At 68.6% G+C, this 18,933-nt stretch carries 13 protein-coding genes and 1 pseudogene; 7 read left to right on the top strand and 7 right to left on the bottom strand.

Annotated features, from left to right (window positions below; translation table 11 throughout):
- The first annotated feature begins 120 nt into the window (after positions 1-120).
- Positions 121-1,446, top strand: coding sequence for a cytochrome P450 (locus T333_RS19870; RefSeq protein ID WP_496425411.1), 1,326 nt, complete (start codon positions 121-123; stop codon positions 1,444-1,446).
- A gap of 63 nt (positions 1,447-1,509) precedes the next feature.
- On the top strand, positions 1,510-2,178 hold the full coding sequence (locus tag T333_RS19865; RefSeq protein ID WP_496425410.1) for a hypothetical protein: 669 nt from the start codon (positions 1,510-1,512) through the stop codon (positions 2,176-2,178).
- Positions 2,179-2,209: 31 nt separating this feature from the next.
- Here the strand turns inward: T333_RS19865 and T333_RS19860 are convergent, their stop codons facing one another.
- The gene (locus tag T333_RS19860) at positions 2,210-4,417 is read right to left on the bottom strand and encodes a serine/threonine-protein kinase (protein WP_355003208.1); all 2,208 of its coding nucleotides are present in this window, start codon (positions 4,415-4,417) and stop codon (positions 2,210-2,212) included.
- Positions 4,418-4,740: 323 nt separating this feature from the next.
- Between T333_RS19860 and T333_RS19855 the strand changes: the two genes are divergently transcribed.
- Positions 4,741-5,280, top strand: coding sequence for an LLM class flavin-dependent oxidoreductase (locus T333_RS19855; RefSeq protein ID WP_357255296.1), 540 nt, complete (start codon positions 4,741-4,743; stop codon positions 5,278-5,280).
- Between the two features lie 17 nt (positions 5,281-5,297).
- Here the strand turns inward: T333_RS19855 and T333_RS19850 are convergent, their stop codons facing one another.
- From T333_RS19850 to T333_RS19830, 5 genes are all read right to left on the bottom strand, one after another.
- Positions 5,298-7,532 carry an MMPL family transporter gene (locus T333_RS19850; protein ID WP_496425409.1) on the bottom strand — a complete coding sequence of 745 codons (2,235 nt, stop codon included), beginning with the start codon at positions 7,530-7,532 and terminating at the stop codon, positions 5,298-5,300.
- A 113-nt stretch (positions 7,533-7,645) separates the two neighbouring features.
- Positions 7,646-9,184: a bifunctional 3-(3-hydroxy-phenyl)propionate/3-hydroxycinnamic acid hydroxylase MhpA gene (gene mhpA / locus T333_RS19845; RefSeq protein ID WP_496425408.1), complete on the bottom strand. Its 1,539-nt coding sequence runs from the start codon at positions 9,182-9,184 to the stop codon at positions 7,646-7,648.
- Between the two features lie 91 nt (positions 9,185-9,275).
- Positions 9,276-11,189 (bottom strand): acyl-CoA synthetase, encoded by a 1,914-nt coding sequence (locus T333_RS19840; RefSeq protein WP_496425407.1) that lies wholly within the window; start codon positions 11,187-11,189, stop codon positions 9,276-9,278.
- Positions 11,186-12,124, bottom strand: coding sequence for a fumarylacetoacetate hydrolase family protein (locus T333_RS19835; RefSeq protein WP_496425406.1), 939 nt, complete (start codon positions 12,122-12,124; stop codon positions 11,186-11,188). Before T333_RS19835 ends, T333_RS19840 begins: the two co-directional genes overlap by 4 nt.
- Positions 12,121-13,254, bottom strand: a complete 1,134-nt coding sequence (locus T333_RS19830; RefSeq protein ID WP_496425405.1) for a VOC family protein — start codon at positions 13,252-13,254, stop codon at positions 12,121-12,123. Before T333_RS19830 ends, T333_RS19835 begins: the two co-directional genes overlap by 4 nt.
- Before the next feature lie 134 nt (positions 13,255-13,388).
- Here T333_RS19830 and T333_RS19825 point away from each other — a divergent pair, with 134 nt between their 5' ends.
- Both T333_RS19825 and T333_RS19820 read left to right on the top strand, forming a co-directional pair.
- Positions 13,389-14,042, top strand: coding sequence for a TetR/AcrR family transcriptional regulator (locus tag T333_RS19825; protein ID WP_496425404.1), 654 nt, complete (start codon positions 13,389-13,391; stop codon positions 14,040-14,042).
- Positions 14,043-14,119: 77 nt separating this feature from the next.
- Positions 14,120-14,854 carry a GTP pyrophosphokinase gene (locus T333_RS19820; RefSeq protein WP_355003200.1) on the top strand — a complete coding sequence of 245 codons (735 nt, stop codon included), beginning with the start codon at positions 14,120-14,122 and terminating at the stop codon, positions 14,852-14,854.
- Between the two features lie 82 nt (positions 14,855-14,936).
- Here the strand turns inward: T333_RS19820 and T333_RS19815 are convergent.
- A pseudogene (locus tag T333_RS19815) lies at positions 14,937-15,089 on the bottom strand (hypothetical protein); the annotation flags it as partial.
- A gap of 218 nt (positions 15,090-15,307) precedes the next feature.
- Here T333_RS19815 and T333_RS19810 point away from each other — a divergent pair.
- Entirely contained in the window at positions 15,308-17,434 is a 2,127-nt protein-coding gene (locus T333_RS19810) for a type VI immunity family protein (protein ID WP_496425403.1), read from the top strand.
- A 288-nt stretch (positions 17,435-17,722) separates the two neighbouring features.
- On the top strand, positions 17,723-18,877 hold the full coding sequence (locus T333_RS19805; RefSeq protein WP_496425402.1) for an FAD-dependent monooxygenase: 1,155 nt from the start codon (positions 17,723-17,725) through the stop codon (positions 18,875-18,877).
- Positions 18,878-18,933: the final 56 nt, after the last annotated feature.

Genomic DNA, 18,933 nt, shown 5'->3' with positions numbered 1-18,933 from the left:
GCCGGGACGCGAGCAACCGTCCCGCGCCCCGAAAAATAGGGGCAGCCGTCGTACGAAGTACGCTGCTGCCGCAGCCATTTCGTGCTTGCGAGTCGTCGAGACAGCGGTGAGGATTGCCACGTGTCACAAGCCCCGATATCACTGCGCGAACTCCCCCGGCTCCGCAACCGCCACCTCGGGCAGATCGGTGGACTGATGCGCCCCGGCACCCATCGTTCGCCCCTGCTGGGACTCGGGGAACGATTCGTCGTGTCGCCGCCGGGCTTTCCGACCATGCTGGTCACCCACGAGATGGACGACGTGCGGGCGCTTTTCGCCAATCACGACGACTTCTCGATCGGCCAGGTGCTGAGCCGGTTCTCCAGCCACGACGTGATGTTCGGCAAGCAGACGTTGATCTTCCTCGACGGCGAGGAGCACCGTCGCGAGCGCAAGCTGTTCGCTCCGCCCTTCCAGAGCAAGGCGCTGCGTTCCTACGAGGAGCTCATGGTGGAGGTGGTGCAGCGCGAACTGCCCACCTGGCCGGTCGGTGAACCGTTCGAATTCCTGAAGGCCGGTTACGATTTGGCGATCGGCGTGCTGCTCGGCGTCGTCTTCGGTGATGTGGCGGAGCCGCGGCGGGGACGGCTGAAGCAGGCGATCAGCGCGTGGTTCGGTGAGATCGAGAGTCGCGGTTTCCTCGCCGTCACGCTGCTCACGCCGCTGGTCGGCGGGCTCACGCTGCCCTATCCGCCGCTCACCCGCCGCCAGGCCGAGGTCGACGCCGTCATCCTCGAGGAAATCGCCGCGCGCCGCGCCGCGCCGGGCGAAGGCCAGCGGAAAGACGTGCTGTCCCGGTACGTGGACACCGACCTCGATCAGCACGACGACGCGGCGCTCGCCCGCAACATGCGCGGGGTCCTGTTGGGCGCGTACGAGACCACCGCGATCACGCTCGGCTGGATCGCCGCCATGCTGGCGGCCCACCCGGAGGCCATGGCCGAACTGGATGCCGCCGCCGACGCGGGCGACAGCGCCCGGCTCGACGCCTACCTGGACGCCGTGGTCGCCGAGACGATGCGGCTGCGCCCGGTGTCCCCGTTCACCGGGCGGCGCGCGATCCGCGACACCGTGGTCAACGGAGTCCGAATTCCGAAGGGGGCCATCGTCATCGTCCCGATCCTGCTCATCCACGAATCACCGCGGCACTACCCGGATCCGATGGTCTTCCGCCCTGAACGCTTCCTCGACGAGCGACCGAACAGCCACACCTGGCTGACCTTCGGCGCGGGTGCGCACCGCTGCCTCGGCGCCCAGTTCGCTTTGGTCGAGGCCCGCATCCTGTTCCGCACCGTCCTCGAACAGCGCCGCATCGACGTCGTCCCCGGACCCGTCGAACCGCCGCGCCGGTACCACACCGGGCTCAGCCCGGCGGACAACGCCCGAATCACCCTTCGGCGCCGCTGACCCCTCCGCACAGCCGGTTCGCTGGTTAGACTCGCCGTATTAGAACCTGTTCTAGGAGGCGGTGTGGCGGAGGAGCTGATCTTCGCGCTCTGGGGAGTCGGCGACCTGCACGACTCGCGACTGGCCCAGCGGCTGGTCGCGGCGGGCGCCGAAAGCGTGCGGCTGAACGTCTCCGACGCCGACGTGGCCGACGCGATGCTGCGGTTGACGACCTTCGACACACCAATCGAAGCCGTGCTCGCCCTCTCGTCCCCGTCCGGCTGCGACCTCGGCGCCGTGCTCGACGCACTCGGCCACGTTTCCGGGCGCCACGAGGGCTGGCGAGTCGAGGTCAGGACGCCGCTCACGCCGCCACCGGTCGCGATCGGCGAGCGCACCCCCGCCCTGGCCAACGTCGCGTTCCTGCGCAGGCCGCCGGACCTGCCGTACGACGAATGGCTCGACCGGTGGCGCACCCACCACACCGAGGTCGCCATCACCACCCAGGCCACCTTCGGTTACGTGCAGAACCGCGTCCTCGAGCCGGTCACCGACACAGCGCCGGACATCGCCGCGGTCGTCGAGGAACTGTTCCCCCCGGCCGCCCTGCGCGACCCGCACGCCTTCTACGGCAGCGGCGGCGACCCCGCCGAACTGAACCGGCGCATCCAACGCATGATGGCCAGCGTGGCCACCTTCGGCGCCGACCGCGACATCGACGTCGTCCCCACCAGCCGATACATATTGCACTGAGCCGCACGAACATCCGGACGTACGGGCCCCGTCAGATCACCCGGTCCAGCGCGCGGAGGTCGGCGTCCAGTTTTCGGTAGAGCCAATAGGCGGCGACGAACGCGAGGCCGCCGCCCGCGCACAAGCCGAGGACCGAGTCGCGGACGAGGTAGAGCTCGTCGGATTCGAGGGCGCTGAATCCGGCCAGGACGCCGAGCACCGGGACCGACGCCGTTATCGCGAGGTAGACCGTGGTCCTGCGGCGCAGCGAGTGCAGACCGGCGGAGTCGCGCGCGGTGCTCCGGCCGTGGCGCAGGTGGAGCGGATAGACGCAGCGGACGATGTAGAAAGTGGAGAGAAAGAACGTGTAGGCGACGGAGATGGTGCCCGCCACCAGCACCGTCATCGCGGCATGGATCTGCAACCGCAACGGCAGGTCGGTCATCCAGCGCACCATCAGCACGCCCGTCACCGTGGCGATCAGCGCGCCGAGCAGGGTGTTCAGCGCGCACAGGTCGCCCCACAGCAGCGTTCGCGACCGTACTCGCGCGAGCGTGGCCTCGTCGTAGCGCCTGCCCTCGCGCAAGCCGCGCAGGACCGCGAGCATCTCGCGCGAGATGTAGACGTAGATGGCGACGGCCAACGGCAAGACACCGAGGACGCAAGCGATCACGCCCCGGTCCATCTGCGCGTTGACGGCGTCGGGCACGCGCTCCCTGATCAGTTTCTGGGCGTGTACAGCCAGGTAGGCCGTCGCAAGGCCGATGCCGAACAGCGACGACAACCAGAGGATCGGGGTCGGCCACCGCGAAAGACGCGCCCGCCAGCTGTTCGGCGGCGGATAGACGAGGTCGCGGGCCCGAGCCTCGAGGCACAGATCGAGCTGCTGCGCCAATTCCGAACCGTTCGAGTAGCGGTCCGCGGGGTCGGGCGACAGGCACTTCAGCAGAACCCGGCACAGGGCGGGCGGGCAGTCCGGCGGTAGATCGGACAGGAACTTCGAGTCGACGGGTCGGCGGCGCAGTTCGAGCATGCGGGCCAGCGACGTCTCCGACTCGCCCGCGAAGGACTCGTCCTCGAAGGGACGCCGCCCGGTCAGCAGTTCCCACAGCATGACGGCCAGCGCGAAGATGTCGCTGCGCGTGTCCAGGTCGGCGGCGGTCGCGGGCAGCTCGGGATGACAGGCCGCGAGCTGTTCGGGCGACATGTACGACAGCGATCCGCCGAAGTACGCCAGCGGACTCGTGCCCTTCACGCGCTTGCTGAAGCTGACGTTGAAATCGGCCAGCTTCGGAATTCCCTCCGCGCTGAGCAGCACGTTCGCCGGTTTGATGTCGCGGTGCAACACCCCGCGTTCGGACGCGTGCTGCAGTGCGTCCGCGAGTCGGCGGCCCAGCCAGGCGACCGTCTCCGGCCAGGTCAGCGCGGCGGTCCGTTCTCGGATCGCCGATTCGGCGGGCCGCACCTCGCCCTTCTCGGCGAGCACGGTGTCGACCGCGTCGAGCAGGAGTTGCCCGCTGTGCTGTCCCTCGGGCGTCGAGCGCCGCAAGCGCAGCACGTCGAGCAGCGTTCCGCCGGGGAGATACTGCATGTAGAGCAGCTTCAGCTCGCCGTCGGCGATGAGTCGCTGGTCGAAGATCCGCACGATGTACTCGTGGTCCAACTGGGCCAGGGTCTGCGGCTCGCTGCCGTGGTTGTGCGAGATCTTGACCGCGACCAGGCGCTGCATCGATTGCTGCCGCGCCAGGTAAACCTGGGCGAACGCGCCCGCGCCGATCCGCATCAGCAGGTCGAAGTCGTCGACGTGGTCGCCGACGTCGAAGGCGTCGAGCCGCACTTGCGCGTTCGGGCGGGCGACCATCGTGCTGTGGTAGTCGCTCGCCTGGGCGGTCTCGGGGGTGATCGCCGTGTCGGCGGCGACCGTGCGTGGAGTCGCACCGGCCGCGAGCGCGCTGCGGCGCAGGGCGTGGAATTCCTCGTAGACGAGCTCGTCGGGCATCGGTCCGTCGCGCAGCTCGGGGAACTCCGCGCGGTATTCGGTCAGTCGTTTCGGGATGCGATGGCGCAGGAACCGGTATTCGAGATCGATCTTGATCAGTTCGATCAGCACCATGCGCCGCGCGGCGGGTTCGCTCGGTAGGTACGTCGCCAGGTCGGGTGGTGAACCGGACTCCCAAGCCTCGGAGAACAACGCGACGGCCGTGGCCAGTGCCGTGCGGGTTCGTTCGGCGGAGTCGACCACGTCGAGCGGCTCGTGCATCGGTGGTCCGAAATCAGCCTCGGGCGATCGCGCGAATGTGCGCGATGCGGCCTTGCGGTAGTTGCCCCACGGTGACTCCTTTCCGCGAAACCTCCCCGATCCAGGGTATCGCCCGCAGACCAGCGCACGGGCGGCAACAGCGGATCGGTCGTGGAAGGCGAGCACAGGAGGCCGCACTGCTCAGACTTGTTTCTCTGAGCAGTGAAATCGCTATCGCATGGCTAATTCGATAGCCACTCCGCGTCCGACATCCGCCGAGGAATCCACGCGCGATCGGAGGCGTTGACCGCGACATTCGGCCCGCCACCCCGGAGAGGACAGGTATGGAACTGAGCGTCGTCGTCGCTTCGCGCCCCAATGTCTCGCCCGAGCAGGACGTGGCGACCGGCATCGCGGCCGACCGGCTCGGGTATCGCGACATCTGGGTCGGGGAAGGGTGGATCTGGGACGCGTTCGCCCTTGCCACGGCGATCGGCCTGCGAACCACCCGGGCCGCGCTGACTGTGGGACCGATTCCCGTTTCGGTGCGCGACCCCGCCTCGATCGCACGCGCGGCCGCGTCGACGGCGGCGCTGGTCGGCAGACCGGTCGGGGTGGCACTGGGCACCTCGAGCGTGCGAATGGTCGAAGGGGTGCACGGGCGTTCGCGCAGCAGGCCCGTGAGCGCGATGGCCGAGAGCGCGGCGGCGGTGCGTGCGCTGTTCGCCGAGGACCAGGTCGGCTTGGTTGGCGACGCCGCACTCGTGCGGGAGAAGCTGAAGGCCTACACCGCAGCAGGTCTCGACGAGGTGGTGCTGGTCCCCGCGACCGACGGCGACCCGGGCGGCGAACGAACCCTGACCGCCTTCGCGGACTGGCGGTGATACGCCGTTGTCCAGAATCAGATTTCGTGTTCGACTCGAGGCCGAGCGGTGCCCGGTGACACCTCTTTTTCGGTCTCGTGGATGACTAGGCGTTCGAGTTCGGCGCCCTCGATGTCGAGGTCGGGGACGTAGCGGGCGAACCAGCGCGGGTGGTACCACATGCGGTTGCCGACGAGAGCCATGACGGCGGGCACCAAGGTCAGGCGGACGATGAACGCGTCGAGCAGGACGCCGACGGCGAGGGTGAACGCCAAGGGTTTGACGATCGGACTGTCGACGGTGGTGAAGGCGACGAAGACACCGAACATGATCAGCGCGGCGGCGGTGACGACGCGCGCGGAGTGACCGACACCGTTCTGCACCGAGACCGTCGCGTCGGCGGTGCGGGTGTGCTCCTCCTTGATCCGGGAGACGACGAAGATCTGGTAGTCACTGGAGAGGCCGAAGATGATGGCCAAGGTGATGATCGGAAGGAAGCTCAGCGTCTGGGCCTTCGTGACGTCGAAAAGCTCGGCGCCCCAACCCCATTGGAACACCGCGACCTGCGCCCCGAGCGCGGCGAAGACCGAGAGGATGAATCCGACGATCGACGACAGCGGGACCAGGATGGTGCGGAAGGCGATGGTCAGCAGTACCAGCGCCAACCCGACGACGACCGCGAGGAAGATCGGCAGCGCCTCGGCGAGCCGCCGCGAGGTGTCGATATTGGCCGCGGTGGTGCCGCCGACCAGATACGTTGCGCCGGTGCCGTTCACGATGCGCGCCCGGTCGTCCCGCAGTCGGTTGACCAGGTCGGCGGTCGCGGGATCGTCGGGTCCGGTCTTGGGCACGACCTGAATCAGCAGCAGTCCGTTTCCCGTGCCCGCGGGCTGCACGGCGACGACGTCCGGTTCCTGTTGCAGCCGACCCATCACCGTCTGCGCCGCGTCCGGGCCGGTGGCACCGGACAGGTCGGTCACGACGAGCAGCGGCCCGTTGAAACCGGGACCGAACGACTCCTCCACCAGGTCGTAGGCCTTGTGGGCGGTGCTCGAATCCGGCTGCGTCGCCCCGCTGGGCAGTCCGAGCTCCATACGCGTGGCCGGAATCGCCAGCACCGCGAGGATCGCGATACCGAGGATCAGCAGCGGAATCCGGAACCGGGTGACGAAGCGTCCCCACGCGTGCCCGAAGGTGCGTTCGGGCTCGTAGGCGGCGATGCGCGCCACCTCCTGCGGTCGTCCGGGGTGCAGCGGCGGCGAGATGAACTTGGCGACCAGATCACCGGCGAACCCCAGCAGCGCGGGCAGCAAGGTCAGCGCGACGAGCATGGCGACCAGCACCGCGCCCGCCGCGGTCAGACCCATGACGGTGAGGAACGGAATGCCCGCCACCGCCAAGCCGCACAACGCGATGATCACGGTGACCGCCGCGAACACCACCGAACTGCCCGCGGTCCCGACCGCGAGCGGAATCGATTCCGCCGCCGTCATTCCCAGCACGATGTTGTGCCGATGCCGGGACAGGACGAACAGCGCGTAGTCGATGCCGCAGGACAGTCCGAGCATCAATGCCAGTGACGTCGCCGCCGACGGCACATCGACGAACGCTGCGACACCGAGGATTCCGGTGATACCGATACCGACACCGACCAATGCCGTGACGATGGGCAGGCCCGCGGCGACCGCCGCGCCGAAGGTGATCAACAGGATGATCAATGCCACGACGACGCCGAGAAGTTCAGGGGTGTGCGAAATCTCGGCCGTGAAACCCGGATACACCGCGCCGGAGAACTCCACATCGAGGCCCGCATCCCGCGCCGGGTCGGCGACGCGGTTCACCTCGTCGAGGGTGTGCTCCTCGACCTCTCCCGCCGACACCGAGAACTGCACGCTGCCGAGTGCGACGCGCTGATCCGGCGACACCGCCTTGGCTTGGAACGGATCGACGACCGCGGCGACCTGCGGCAGCCCTTTCAACCCGGCCATCACCTGCTCGATCTCACCGGTCACCTGCGGATCGGTCACCTCGGCCATGCCGGGCGTCGCGAAGACGACCTGCATCTGCGCGCCGCTGAACGCGGGCATCCGCTGTTGCAGCAACGACACGGCATCCTGCGATTCGGTGCCGGGGACCGTGAAGTTGTCGTTCGTCTTCCCACCGGTTCCCGCGGCGAACGCGATCGCGGCGCCGAGCAACACGATCCAGATCGCCAGGACCCACCAGCGGCGACGGGCTACGACCTGGCCTAGGGCGAACAGATACCGAGACATGCGGGTCCTCTCACGGAGTCACCAGAGCACACAGCGACGACACGCAACGCGAAATGCCCGTACGATAGCACGCCAAGTGATGATTTCCTCATAAACGCACCAATGGTCAGCAATCATTCGGCGACGCGGGAGGGCCGGGCGCTGGGCGCGAACAGTGGCAGCGCCGCGCAGAGGACCGACGGGTTTCTTCCGCAGCGTCGCACGGCGCCGTCCGGTCGGACGAGGGCGGCGGCCACGCGACCGCGGCACAGCCAGCGGTGCAGGTCCGTTCCCGGCGCCGCGGCGAGCACGACACCTCCGCGTTCTTCGACCCGCGCCCGGTCCTCGGGCGCCACGTCGACCGTGGTGAGGATCGCGAACCGTCCGCCGACGATCTCGTCGATCGCTCGCCCATCGGGAAGCCGATCGTTCGGCGTCAGCCGACCGACCGGACCGCGTTGAAACAGCGAAGCGTCGACCAGATCGGAGCGGCGCAGGGGCGGGGATTCACCACTGGTGAGCATGCGGGTGAAGCCGGGGAGGCGATGGAGCCGCGGTGCGACAAGGCCGCGCAGGCGATTGCCCAGCTCGCCACCCTGGGTCATCATCACGCCGGTGAGCTTGGCCAGTCGAATCATGGCTCGCGCGTGCGGCTTTCGCTCGGTCTCGTAAGTGTCGAGCACACGCTCGGGCAGCTCGCCGCGCAACACACCGGCCAATTTCCAGGAGAGGTTGGCGGCGTCGCGCAACCCCGCGCCCATGCCCTGACCGATGAACGGCGGCGTGAGGTGAGCGGCGTCCCCGAGCAGGAAGATCCGGCCGACGCGCCAGCGGTCGGCGAGCTGGGCGCGGAAGGTGTACGCGGCGACCCGCACGAGTTCGAGGTCTTCGTCGGGGACGTCCGCCGTCCACGGGGCGATCAGTGGACGCAGCATAGCGATATCCGGGTAGTCGTCGGCGGTCTCGCCGGAGCGAAGCCGGAACTCCCAGCGGTACCGCGTCTTTCCGATGCGCATGTAGGTCGCGGCCCGGGCCGGATCGCAGACCTGGTGCACCCCGTCCCAGTGTCCGAGGTCGGCGGTCGTGGCGATGTCCACGACCAGCCAGCGCTGCTCGAACCGTAGCTCGCGCATGCGCGCGCCCACCGCACCGCGGACGAGGCTGTTGGCGCCGTCGCAACCGAGGACGTATCGCGCGCGGACGCATTCCGCGCGGCCTGTCGTCCGGTCGGTGAAATCGACACGGACGCAACCGCTCTCCTCGGCCACGGCCGTGACTTCGGCGTTGCCGCGCAGGGTCGCGGCGGGATGTCGCGCGAGGTTCACGCGCAGGATCGCTTCCAGCTCCGGCTGGTCGAACAGGTTCGCCTCCGGATGCCCGCTGCGCGTGCCTACCGGGTCGCGATCGAATTGCGCGAGCACCCGCAGGCCGGGATCGAGCAAGCGCAGACCGAGCACCGGGCGAGAGATGGCGTCGAACTCGTCACCGACGCCGAGATGCCCGAGGATGCGGCGGATTTCGCCGTCCAGGTGGACGGCTCGCGGCTGCGGATAGACGCCGTCCCACCGTTCCAGTACGAGGCATTCGATCCCGTATTGCGCCAGCAAGGTCGCCGCGGTGAGTCCGGCCGGGCCCGCTCCGACGAGCACGACCGGGATCGTGCGCGTGGTCACGGGAGGGCTCCGCCCAGTGTGAGCACGTACGCGGCGGTGGCGAGGCCGGTCACGGCCGCCAGCACGCCGCCGAGCACAGTCGAGACGATTGTCATTGCGCCACCACGACTTTCCAGGCGATCGCGTAGCGGCCGAGGATCGCCTCGACTTCCCGCTCGTCGGTGGCGGGATCGAGTTCGACCGTCGCGACGACCGCACCGTCTTCGACCACCGCCGTGATGGCGCGCACTCCGGCATTGTCGCCAAGGGCCTCGAGCAATTCGCGGCGGGTCGCGTCGGCGCGCAGTCCCAGCTTGTACGGCTTGCCGACGTCGGTGACCGGCAGCGCGTCGAGCACGGTGACCGTCTTCGGGGCAGCGGCGCGCTCCTGCACCCGCTCGGCGACCCAGGCGACCAGCTCGTCCTCGGAGATGTCCGCGCCCGCGGTCAAAGCGACATAGGCCACGGGCACCTCGCCGGAGTGCGCGTCCGGGCGACCGACCGCGCCCGCCGCACAGACCCGTGGGTGCTCCAGCAGGGCGTCTTCGATGGCGGCCGGGTCGATGTTGTGGCCGCCGCGGATGATCAGGTCCTTGGCTCGGCCGTGCAGATGGATGAAGCCGTCGTCGTCGATGTGGGCCAGATCGCCGGTGTTCAGCCAGCCGTCGACCAGTGTGCCGAGACCGTCGACGAGGTGACCGCCCACCGCACGGCCTGTCACATATCCAGCGAAAACCGTTGGGCCGCTGATGATAAGGACGCCGGTCTCGCCCACCGGCAACCTCTCCCACGTAGCGTCTCCGGCGAGGCGGACGACCGCGACGCGCTGGTAGGGCATGCGCTGCCCGACCGCACCCGGTCGCGGCCGATCCGGGAAGCTGCGCGCCGTCGCGCAGGTCGCTTCGGTGAGGCCGTAGCCCTCCACCAGGGTCACGCCGGTATGTGTCTGGAAGTTCTCGCGCACGGCGGGCGGCAGCGGTGACGCGCCGACCATCGCGTAGCGCAGGCTGGAGATGTCGGCGTTGATCGGGCTTTGCGCGAGCACGGCGTACACGGTCGGCACCGCGCTCATCGCGGCGATCTCGTAGTGCGCCACGATGTTCCAGAACTCCGCGTACAGGGTGAAGTCGCGGTAGCCCAGCGGTCCGGCCCACACCACCGATTGGCCGCGGAACAACGGCGCGAGCAGGGTGACGATGAGCGCGTTGACGTGGAACAGCGGCAGCGCGGCGAAGACGACCGCGTCCTCGTCGAGCAGGGAGTTGGCGGCGATCATCCACGCGTTGGCCACTTCACCGGAATGCCGGTGCGCGGCCAGCTTCGGCACACCGGTGGTGCCGCCGGTGTGGAACAGGGCCGCCAGATCCGAGGCCGCGGGCGGCACTCCGACGAAGCGCGACGAATCCTGCGCGGCCGCAAGGTCATCGAGATAGCCGACGTGCACACCGTCGATCGCGGGCAGCTCGGGCGCTTGCTCCGCCGCGGCGGTGGGGCGCAGCACGAGCAGGGCGTCCACGAGACCCCGCGCGGCCAGCTCACCTGCGCACGCCAATCTCTCGGCGCCGAATTCGGGCCCGGCGACGATCAGGATTCGAGCCCCGGATCGGCCCAGCAGCTTGGCGATGTGATCACGCGAGAGACCGCCGTTGATCGGTGCGGCGATCCCGGCGAGCTGGGCCGCGAGGGTGGCGGGGATCAACTCGGCGCAATTGGGTGCGATGAGCGCGACCGCGTCGCCGCGGCGAACCCCGAGTTCGTGCAGCAGATTCGCGTGCCGGTGCACATCGGCGAGCAGTTCGGCGTAGCTGCGGCGCAACGGTTCTCGCCAGCGCGCGGCCTCGGGCAGCACGGTGATCGCCTCGCGTCGCGGCCACCGCGCCGCGGCACGAACGAGCAGCGCGTAGGTGGATTCGGGCAGACCGCGCGCCGCCAGGGGCACGGATTCGATGGCGGCCAAATCCTCCGGCTCGGCGTAGCGAGGCCAGAGCAGATCTTCGGCGGAGGCCGCGAGCGTCGTCTCGGTCACCGGGCGTACCTCACGACCGTGCGCTGGCGACCCAGGTCCAGGACGCCGTCATCGGTGCCGATCGCCGCCTCGACCACGTCGCCGTCTTTCAGGTACTTCGGATTCTTGGCCTGGCCCTTGAAGAACATCTTCCACTTGACCTTCGGCGGCAACAGCGAACTGATGATCTCCACCGGCTTGGGCGGGGCGCTGATCGCGGTACCCACCGGTGTCCCGGTGAGCAGCAGGTCACCGGCGTCCATCCGCTGGAACCGGGTCAACTCACGCAGCGCCTGCACCGGCCGGTAGATCATGTCCGCCACCGTCATGTCCTGGCGCACTTCGTTGTTGACCCACAACCGCAACCGCAGATCGGTGAACCGCTTCAACTCGTCGGCCTCCAGCAGCACCAGCGCCGGACCGACCGGGGTGAACGTCGGATACGACTTCGCCTCGTAGAACTGCGTTTTCGGCAGCTGCACATCTCGTGCGGAGATGTCGTTGGTGACGACGAGACCCGCGATGTAGTCGGCCAGGTTCTCCGCGTCGATCTCCGAGCCGACCGGCATCTCGCGGCCGAAGACCAGACCGATCTCCACTTCGTAATCGAGCAGATTCACGTGGGCGGGCCGGACGACATCGTCGTGCGGGCCGCTGATCGAGCCGGAAGCCTTGCGGAAGAACGTCAGCGGCACGGTCTCCGGATCCATGCCCGAGTCCTTCACGTGCGAGGAGAAGTTCGTCATCTGCGCCAACACCCGGCACGGCGCGGTCACCGGCGAGACAAGCGAAAGGCTTTCCACCGCAACCACATCCGCGCTAATAGCGGCCGCGGCGATCGCCGCACGGTCGGCCAGCAGTTCCCGCGTCGTCGTCGCGGCGGTATCGATACGGGCCGCACCGGCGGGCGTGCGCACCCACCAAGCGTCGGCGGTACGGAGAACGGAAACACTCATGACTTGGCTACTTTCAACAGGCCGCCCAAACGGCGGAGATCGAATTCGTTGTCCTCACGCAGCGCGTCGACGACCGCGCGCAACTCCCGCAGCGAGTCAGCGCCCGGCGAGATGCCGAGGAAATCCTTGGTGGCGGGCGGACCCCACTGCGCCAGACCCGAGGCGCTCATCGGCGCCCAGCCCGGCTCCAAGGTGCAGTCGAACATGTCGCCGTCGCTGAAATGCTCGACCATGAAACCGTCCGGATCACGCCAGTAGTCGAAGATCTGGCTGCCTTGGATATGGCGGCCGATCCCCCACGACCGGTGGTAACCGCGCTCGCGGAGGTACTCACCACCCGCGGCCAGCGCGTCCAGGTCAGCGACCTGATACGCCGAGTGCACATACCGGTTGGACGGTCCCAAGGTCAGCGCGAGCGTGTGGTGATCGGCCGGAGTCGAACCCAGATCGCAACGGATGAAGCTCATCACCGGCCCGCGCTCGCGCTGGCCCGGGTAGTACAGGAAGTCGCTGACGATCATGCCGAGATTGCTCAGGTACCAATCCAGCGTCTCCCGATACCTGGTCGACTGGACCACGACGTGCCCGAGCCGCTGCACCCGCGCGGGTACCCGAGGCGGCCGCTGCATGGCGTTCACGCGCACCACGTCATGTCCGAGATTCAGCACATGCGGCTGCTGCACGGGCTGGGCGGGAAGCCGGTGCGTCTCGGCGACGACCCGGACGCGCAGTCCGCTCGGATCGACCAGATCGACGGTCGACCCGCCGAGCGATTCCGGCAGCGGCACCACCTTCGAGTCCGTCCCGGACGCCAGTCTCAGTAGATCGGCGGCGTCGGTGGCCTGGAACGCCGGACCGACGAACCGCGACCGCGCGCCGCGGCGGATCAGCACGCACGGCGAGCCCACGTCGGTTCCGCGCAACCGCACCTCGTCGGCCGTGCGGTGCGCCGTCGTGAACCCGAAAGCATGCGCGAAGGTCTCGGCACGCTCGAGATCCGGCTTCTCGAACTCCAGCCACGCCAGATCGAGCACCTTCACCACCGGATTGCGCGCTCGGCCCGGATGTTCACCCGCCAACGCGCCGCGCTCGCTGTGCAGACCGCTGTGCACATCGTGCTGGCCGCTCATCGACCACTCCCTTCCAAGTACTGACGATATCGTCACTCACGACCAAGTATTCAGTCAAGTGTTTCTGACAAATTCGTCACTACTGACCCGCGCGCTACTATGACGTGCGAAGACGTCAGGAGAGGTGGACTGCGATGACCGGTTCGGAACCCAACCGCTTGGAGCGCCGCAAGGCGCGCACCCGCGCCGCGCTGGTGGGCGCGGCCCAGTCGCTGCTGGCCGAGGGCAGGCTCAACGTGCCGATCCTGGAGATCACCCAGGCCGCGGACGTCGGCATGGGCTCGTTCTACAACCACTTCCAGAGCCGGGAGGAACTGTTCCAAGCCGCGGTCGAAGAAGCGCTCGACCGACACGGCGCGGTCCTCGATTTGCTGTGCGAGGACCTGGACGACCCCGCCCAGGTGTTCGCCCAGAGCTTCCGCCTCACCGGCCGCCTGCACCGCCGCAGCCCCACGCTCAGCAAGGTCCTGCTCGCCGACGGCCTCGGTCTCGTGAGCTCCGAGCGAGGACTCGCACCCCGCGCCCGTCGCGATATCGAAGCGGCGGCCCGCGCGGGACGGTTCCAGGTCCGCGACTCGGAACTTGCGATGACCATCGTCGCGGGCGCCGCGTTGTGCCTCGGCAGGCTCCTGCACGACCACCCCGAGCGCGACGACGCCGAGGCCGCCGATCAGGTGGCCGAGGACCTGCTGCGCATGTTCGGTCTGCCCGCCGACGAGGCCACCGAGATCTGCCGCCGACCGCTGCCGTCGCTCGACGCGGCGCCCCAGGACGGCACCGCGGCCTGACACCTCAGCAACGTCTCAGCCCGCGGTGGCAGACTGGCTGGACACGGCAGATCCGGATTGGCGGGATAGCGAGATTGATGGATTCACCGAACACCGTGCGCGACGACGACCTGGCACACTTTCGCACCGAATTCGCCCGATTCATGATGTCGTACCAGTTCGTCACCTCGGAGTTGATGACCAAGATCAACATCCTGAAGGACGAGTTCACCTACATCCACAAGTACAGCCCGATCGAGCACGTCCGATCCCGCCTGAAGTCGCCGGAGAGCATTCTGCACAAGCTGCGGCGCAAGAACATCCCGGTCACACTGCCCGACATCAGGAAGAACATCGTCGACATCGCGGGTGTGCGCATCACCTGCAGCTTCATCCAGGACACCTACCGGATCGCGGACATGCTGACCAGCCAGTCCGACGTCACCGTCAACGAGGTGCGCGACTACATCGCCAACCCCAAGCCCAACGGCTACAAGAGCCTGCACATTCTGCTCGAGCTGCCGGTCTTCATGAGCGACCGCGTCGAGCACGTGCCCGCCGAACTGCAGATCCGCACCATCGCCATGGACTTCTGGGCGAGCCTGGAACACAAGATCTACTACAAGTACGGCGGCGAGATCCCGGACGAGTTGCTCGCCGAACTGACCGACGCCGCGGACGCCGCGAACCGGCTCGACATGCGCATGGAGCACCTGCACGAGCGAGTCGCGCAATCCCGGCTCACCGCCCCCGGCGAAGAGGGCGCGATCCCGCTGCCCGCCCCGGTCGAACTGCTCGAGTCCCTCGCCCGGGAACACCGCATGTCCCGCTAGCGAGCGGCCCTCGCAAACCTTCGGTCATCCAGCTATCCCCTTCTGCCGAGCCTGAGTCCCCGACCTGTGACGTCATGTCGCCTCAGCCGGCGCGTCCGTAGTCGTCGGCGAGACGCTCGATGTCGTCCTCACCAACGGCCTGAACCTTGTGCTCGATGCCGTCGAGGGTGCCGATGCCCTCGCCGGCCACGATGAACCAGTGCTCGGCCCTGCGCTGATGCCGCTGATAGCTGAGCCGCTGGCCCGGGCTTCACCGTGATCGTCCCGCAGGCATCGCGACGCCCGGCGCGCTTCTTCAGTCGGAGGCCGCCTCTACGATGCCGTTGACACCCGAATCCATTGGGGCCGTGTCGACAACGACCTGGAGAACGACGTGCAGCTTTCCGATACCGCGAACGGGCCAGACGAGCTGCGGGAGCACGGCTGTCTGTGGTTCGGCCGGGCTCGCGGCTGATGCTCGAGGCAACGATCTCTCGCATCCTGACCGTGCTGTCCGAGATCGCCGAGCGCGAGGGGGACGAGCCGGATCCGGGACCGCGCCCGCCCGCGTCGGCGCCCGCCGTCGCCGAGGCCCGCCGGGCGCGGGGCGGAAATTTCTCGCCGGAGTATCTCGACTTCCTGCATCTGCACGACGGCTGGCCGGAATTCCCTTGGGGCATCACACTCTTCGGCACGAGCGAGCTGACCGATGACGAGACCTACCCGTACTACGAGGAGACGCTGGAGGACTGCGAGGCGCCGGAGGAACTGATGGACGCCGTGATCGTGGGCGCCTCCGGCAACGATCCTTCCCTGGTCCTGCTGCTCGGCACCGGCGAGGTGGTCGACTTTCTGTACGAGGAGCGAGCCCGGTATCCCGGCTTCGCGGCCTTCCTGGCCGACAGGCTCGCCGCGGTGGAGTCCTATCTGGAGCAGCTGTCGCAGTGCGAGGAGGCCGCGCGCGCCGACTGGACCCCGGCACATCGCGCCGCCAAGGAAGCGCGGCTCGTCGAGGAACTGCGCCGTGCCACGACCTCACCTCGCGCGGCGGTCCCGGCTGCCGCGGTGCCACCGGCGCACGACCCGATGCCTGCTGCCGTCGAGCCCGGCGAGCTGAGGGTAGGCAAGAAGAATCCCAAGGCGTCGGTGATGCTCGCGCTGGTGCTGTACCTCGGCTCCTATCCCGCACCGGATGAGGTGATCGGCTGCTTCCGGGCCTTCCGTCGCCATTTCCCCGTCGACGGCGCCATGGTCTGGGCCGTGCCGAACGCGTTCGGCGGCTTTCCCGAGGACGCCGAACACCCCGACGACGAGTCGTGGGCCGGGCAGATGCGCGTCGATGTCGGCGGTCACTTCGGCATCCGCATCTCGGTGCGGGCCGGGGCCACCGCCGAGCGCTCCTACACCCTCAACGTCCGCGGCATCCCGCCCTCCGACGACGGCCGCCCGCGCGCCTCGTTCTGCGAGGTCATCGTCCCGGTCGACGAGGACCCGGAGCGGCTCGCACGGCTGGCGACCGAGTTGACCGAGCTGCTGCCGGCACGGTCGGGCCACGGCGGATACAGCGCGTACGTCTGGGACCGCGACTCCGCCAAGGACCCGTACCAGCACGTGTTCTCCTGGTGCCGTCGCTTTTTCGCCCTCGACGTCGGACAGGTCGACGGCTGGCTCGAAGCGGCGACCGAACGCGTGGTGGGCGCCGGCTGGCTGACCGTCCTCGGCCCCGCATTCGTCACGCACCTCGCAGGTACCGCACTGCCGACCTTCACCACCCCCGGCATCACCGTGACCCGCGCGCAAGGTGGCGGGGTCGTCATCCGGGCGGGCGAGCGCCCTTCCCTCGGCGATGTGCACCGCGGTGAGTTTCCTTCTGCCCTGGCCGAGATCGGCCGGTACCTGCTGCCGCTCGAGACCGGCGGCTGGCATCACACGTCGACCTGGTGGCCCACACCCGGCCAGGTCTGGCAGCTGACCTACGACGAGCTTCCCGGCGGTTTCACCGACCACCGCGCCACATCGGCCTGGCTGACCCGTCTCGTTGACCCGCAACGCTTCCTCGGCCCCACCGCCCGCGAGCAGGCCGAGGAACTTCTCGATCAGCTCAGCCGCCGACACGGCGGCGACTGGGCCGACCAATGGCGCGCCGATCCCGACGACTTCGCGTGGCTGCTCGGTCTGCTCACCAACGCCGCCCATCCCGCGGCGAGCGCGGAGAGTGTCACCGCCCTGGAGTTCGTCACCGGCTTCCCGGGCGACGCGCCCGCCGAGGCGTACAACCGGCTGATCTACGCCTACCTGCGGCACGACCACCTCGACCGCGCCGAGGCTCTGCTGCCGACCGCCCTCGAACACGCCCCGCGCGCCCCGCACATCTTCCACAACGCCGCCTGCGTCGCGGCCCGCACCGGCGACCACAAGCGCGCCTTGGAATTCGTACGCGCCGCGAAGCAGCACGGGTACGTCGATTTCGCGTCGATCCGCGAGGACGGGGACCTGCGTGGTCTGCACGACGACCCCGCCTTCGTCGAACTCTTCACGACCGAGGTCGGCTCGGACTCCGGCTCCGGCTCCGGCTCCGGCTCCGGCTCCGGAGAGGAATAGCAGAGCGTGCAGGCAGCAGGGAATGCCCGCCGGGGATGCGAGCACAGAGACGACCGGCTCGTGCAACCAGCTCTGCTCCGGCGGCTCGAGTGTGAACATCAACTCCGTCTCGATGGGTCGTGCGGCAACGTGTCACTCGGCGTAGCAGGCAGGACACAGCGGCACCGGTCGGGTTCGCACGCCGAATCCGGTGCCCGATATCGACTCTGGACAACCTTGTCGAACCGTTGTTACTGTCCAGTAACAACGGGTTCGGATCGTCCATCGAGATGCCAAGGGGGGCAGAGCATGCCACATTCGCAGGCACGCAGCGCGGGAATCGTGGGTGGCGGGATCGGCGGGCTCGCCGCCGCGATCGCGCTGCGTAGCGCCGGATGGCAGGTCACCGTCTACGAGCAGGCGCCGGAGTTCACCGAAGTAGGCGCGGGAATCTCGTTGTTCCCCAACGCGATCACCGCATTGGACGCGCTCGGTCTGGGCGCCGCCATCCGGGCCACGGGGATCGGCGAGGGGCCCGGTGAAATTCGTAATGCCGCGGGGCGGGTTCTGTTCACCCGCTGGGCGAAACCGCTGCCGGGCGGATTCACGGTGCTGCACCGCGCGGACCTGATCGCGCTTCTCGTCCAAGCAGTGCCGAGCGAGTGCCTGCGGCCGGGCAGCACGGTCGAGAACGTCGCACTCGACGGCACCCTGCGTGTCGGCGGCGAGACGGTGCGCCACGATCTGATCGTCGGCGCCGACGGAGTGCACAGCGCGATCCGACAGGGCCTGTGGCCGGGCGACACCGCCGTGCGCCACACCGGGATCACCGCCTGGCGAGGCGTGCTCGACACCCCCGCACCTTTCGCCGGTGGCATATTGGGCGTGCACGCGGAATTCGGCGTGCTACCGATGCCGGGTGGACGCACTTACTTCTTCGCGGCCGCCCAACCCGGCTTCGACAGTCTCGACCATTTCGCCGAGTGGGCGTCTCCGGTGCCCGAAATCCTCGCGGCGGCCGATCCGGCACGGATTCTGCGGGGAGAGTTCCTCGAGGTGCCGGTGCCCGCGACACTCGCCCTCGGAAAAGTCGCGTTGGTGGGTGACTCGGCGCACGCGATGCGTCCGGAACTCGGACTGGGCGCCGCCATGGCTCTCGAGGACGCGGTGACGCTCGCGGCCCACGCGCCCGATCTGCGCGCGTATTCGAAGGCGCGGCGGCGACGGGTGCGGACAGTGTCGTGGATGTCGCGCCAAGCCACCGGCAACAACATGCCCAACTCCCGCTGGCGCGCAGCCGTGCGCGACGTCAGCGCCCGCGCGGTACCCGATGCTTTGGTCCTGGCCCCCGTATCCCGGCTGTTCCGCTGGCGCGCACCGGCTTCCGTCTCCACCGATACCGCCACTACCTCGGAGGCCACCCGCCCGACCGTCGAATCGCCGTCAGCGCCCCGTCGCCAATAGCCCCGACACCACCCCGAGACCGGCCCGGTAGGTCGGTTATGGCGTTGCCGCACACC

Source organism: Nocardia sp. CNS-044 (genome assembly GCF_059570515.1).
The sequence above is the reverse complement of the archived record's forward strand: the minus strand, read 5'-3'. Positions and strand labels throughout refer to the sequence as shown.

Bases quoted from the DNA above. Each gene is read 5' to 3' on its own strand.
- T333_RS19860 (WP_355003208.1), bottom strand. From the start codon at position 4,417: ATGCACGAGCCGCTCGACGTGGTCGACTCCGCCGAACGAACCCGCACG.
- T333_RS19855 (WP_357255296.1), top strand. From the start codon at position 4,741: ATGGAACTGAGCGTCGTCGTCGCTTCGCGCCCCAATGTCTCGCCCGAG.
- T333_RS19850 (WP_496425409.1), bottom strand. From the start codon at position 7,532: ATGTCTCGGTATCTGTTCGCCCTAGGCCAGGTCGTAGCCCGTCGCCGC.
- T333_RS19835 (WP_496425406.1), bottom strand. From the start codon at position 12,124: ATGAGTGTTTCCGTTCTCCGTACCGCCGACGCTTGGTGGGTGCGCACG.
- T333_RS19830 (WP_496425405.1), bottom strand. From the start codon at position 13,254: ATGAGCGGCCAGCACGATGTGCACAGCGGTCTGCACAGCGAGCGCGGC.
- T333_RS19825 (WP_496425404.1), top strand. From the start codon at position 13,389: ATGACCGGTTCGGAACCCAACCGCTTGGAGCGCCGCAAGGCGCGCACC.
- T333_RS19820 (WP_355003200.1), top strand. From the start codon at position 14,120: ATGGATTCACCGAACACCGTGCGCGACGACGACCTGGCACACTTTCGC.
- T333_RS19810 (WP_496425403.1), top strand. From the start codon at position 15,308: ATGCTCGAGGCAACGATCTCTCGCATCCTGACCGTGCTGTCCGAGATC.
- T333_RS19805 (WP_496425402.1), top strand. From the start codon at position 17,723: ATGCCACATTCGCAGGCACGCAGCGCGGGAATCGTGGGTGGCGGGATC.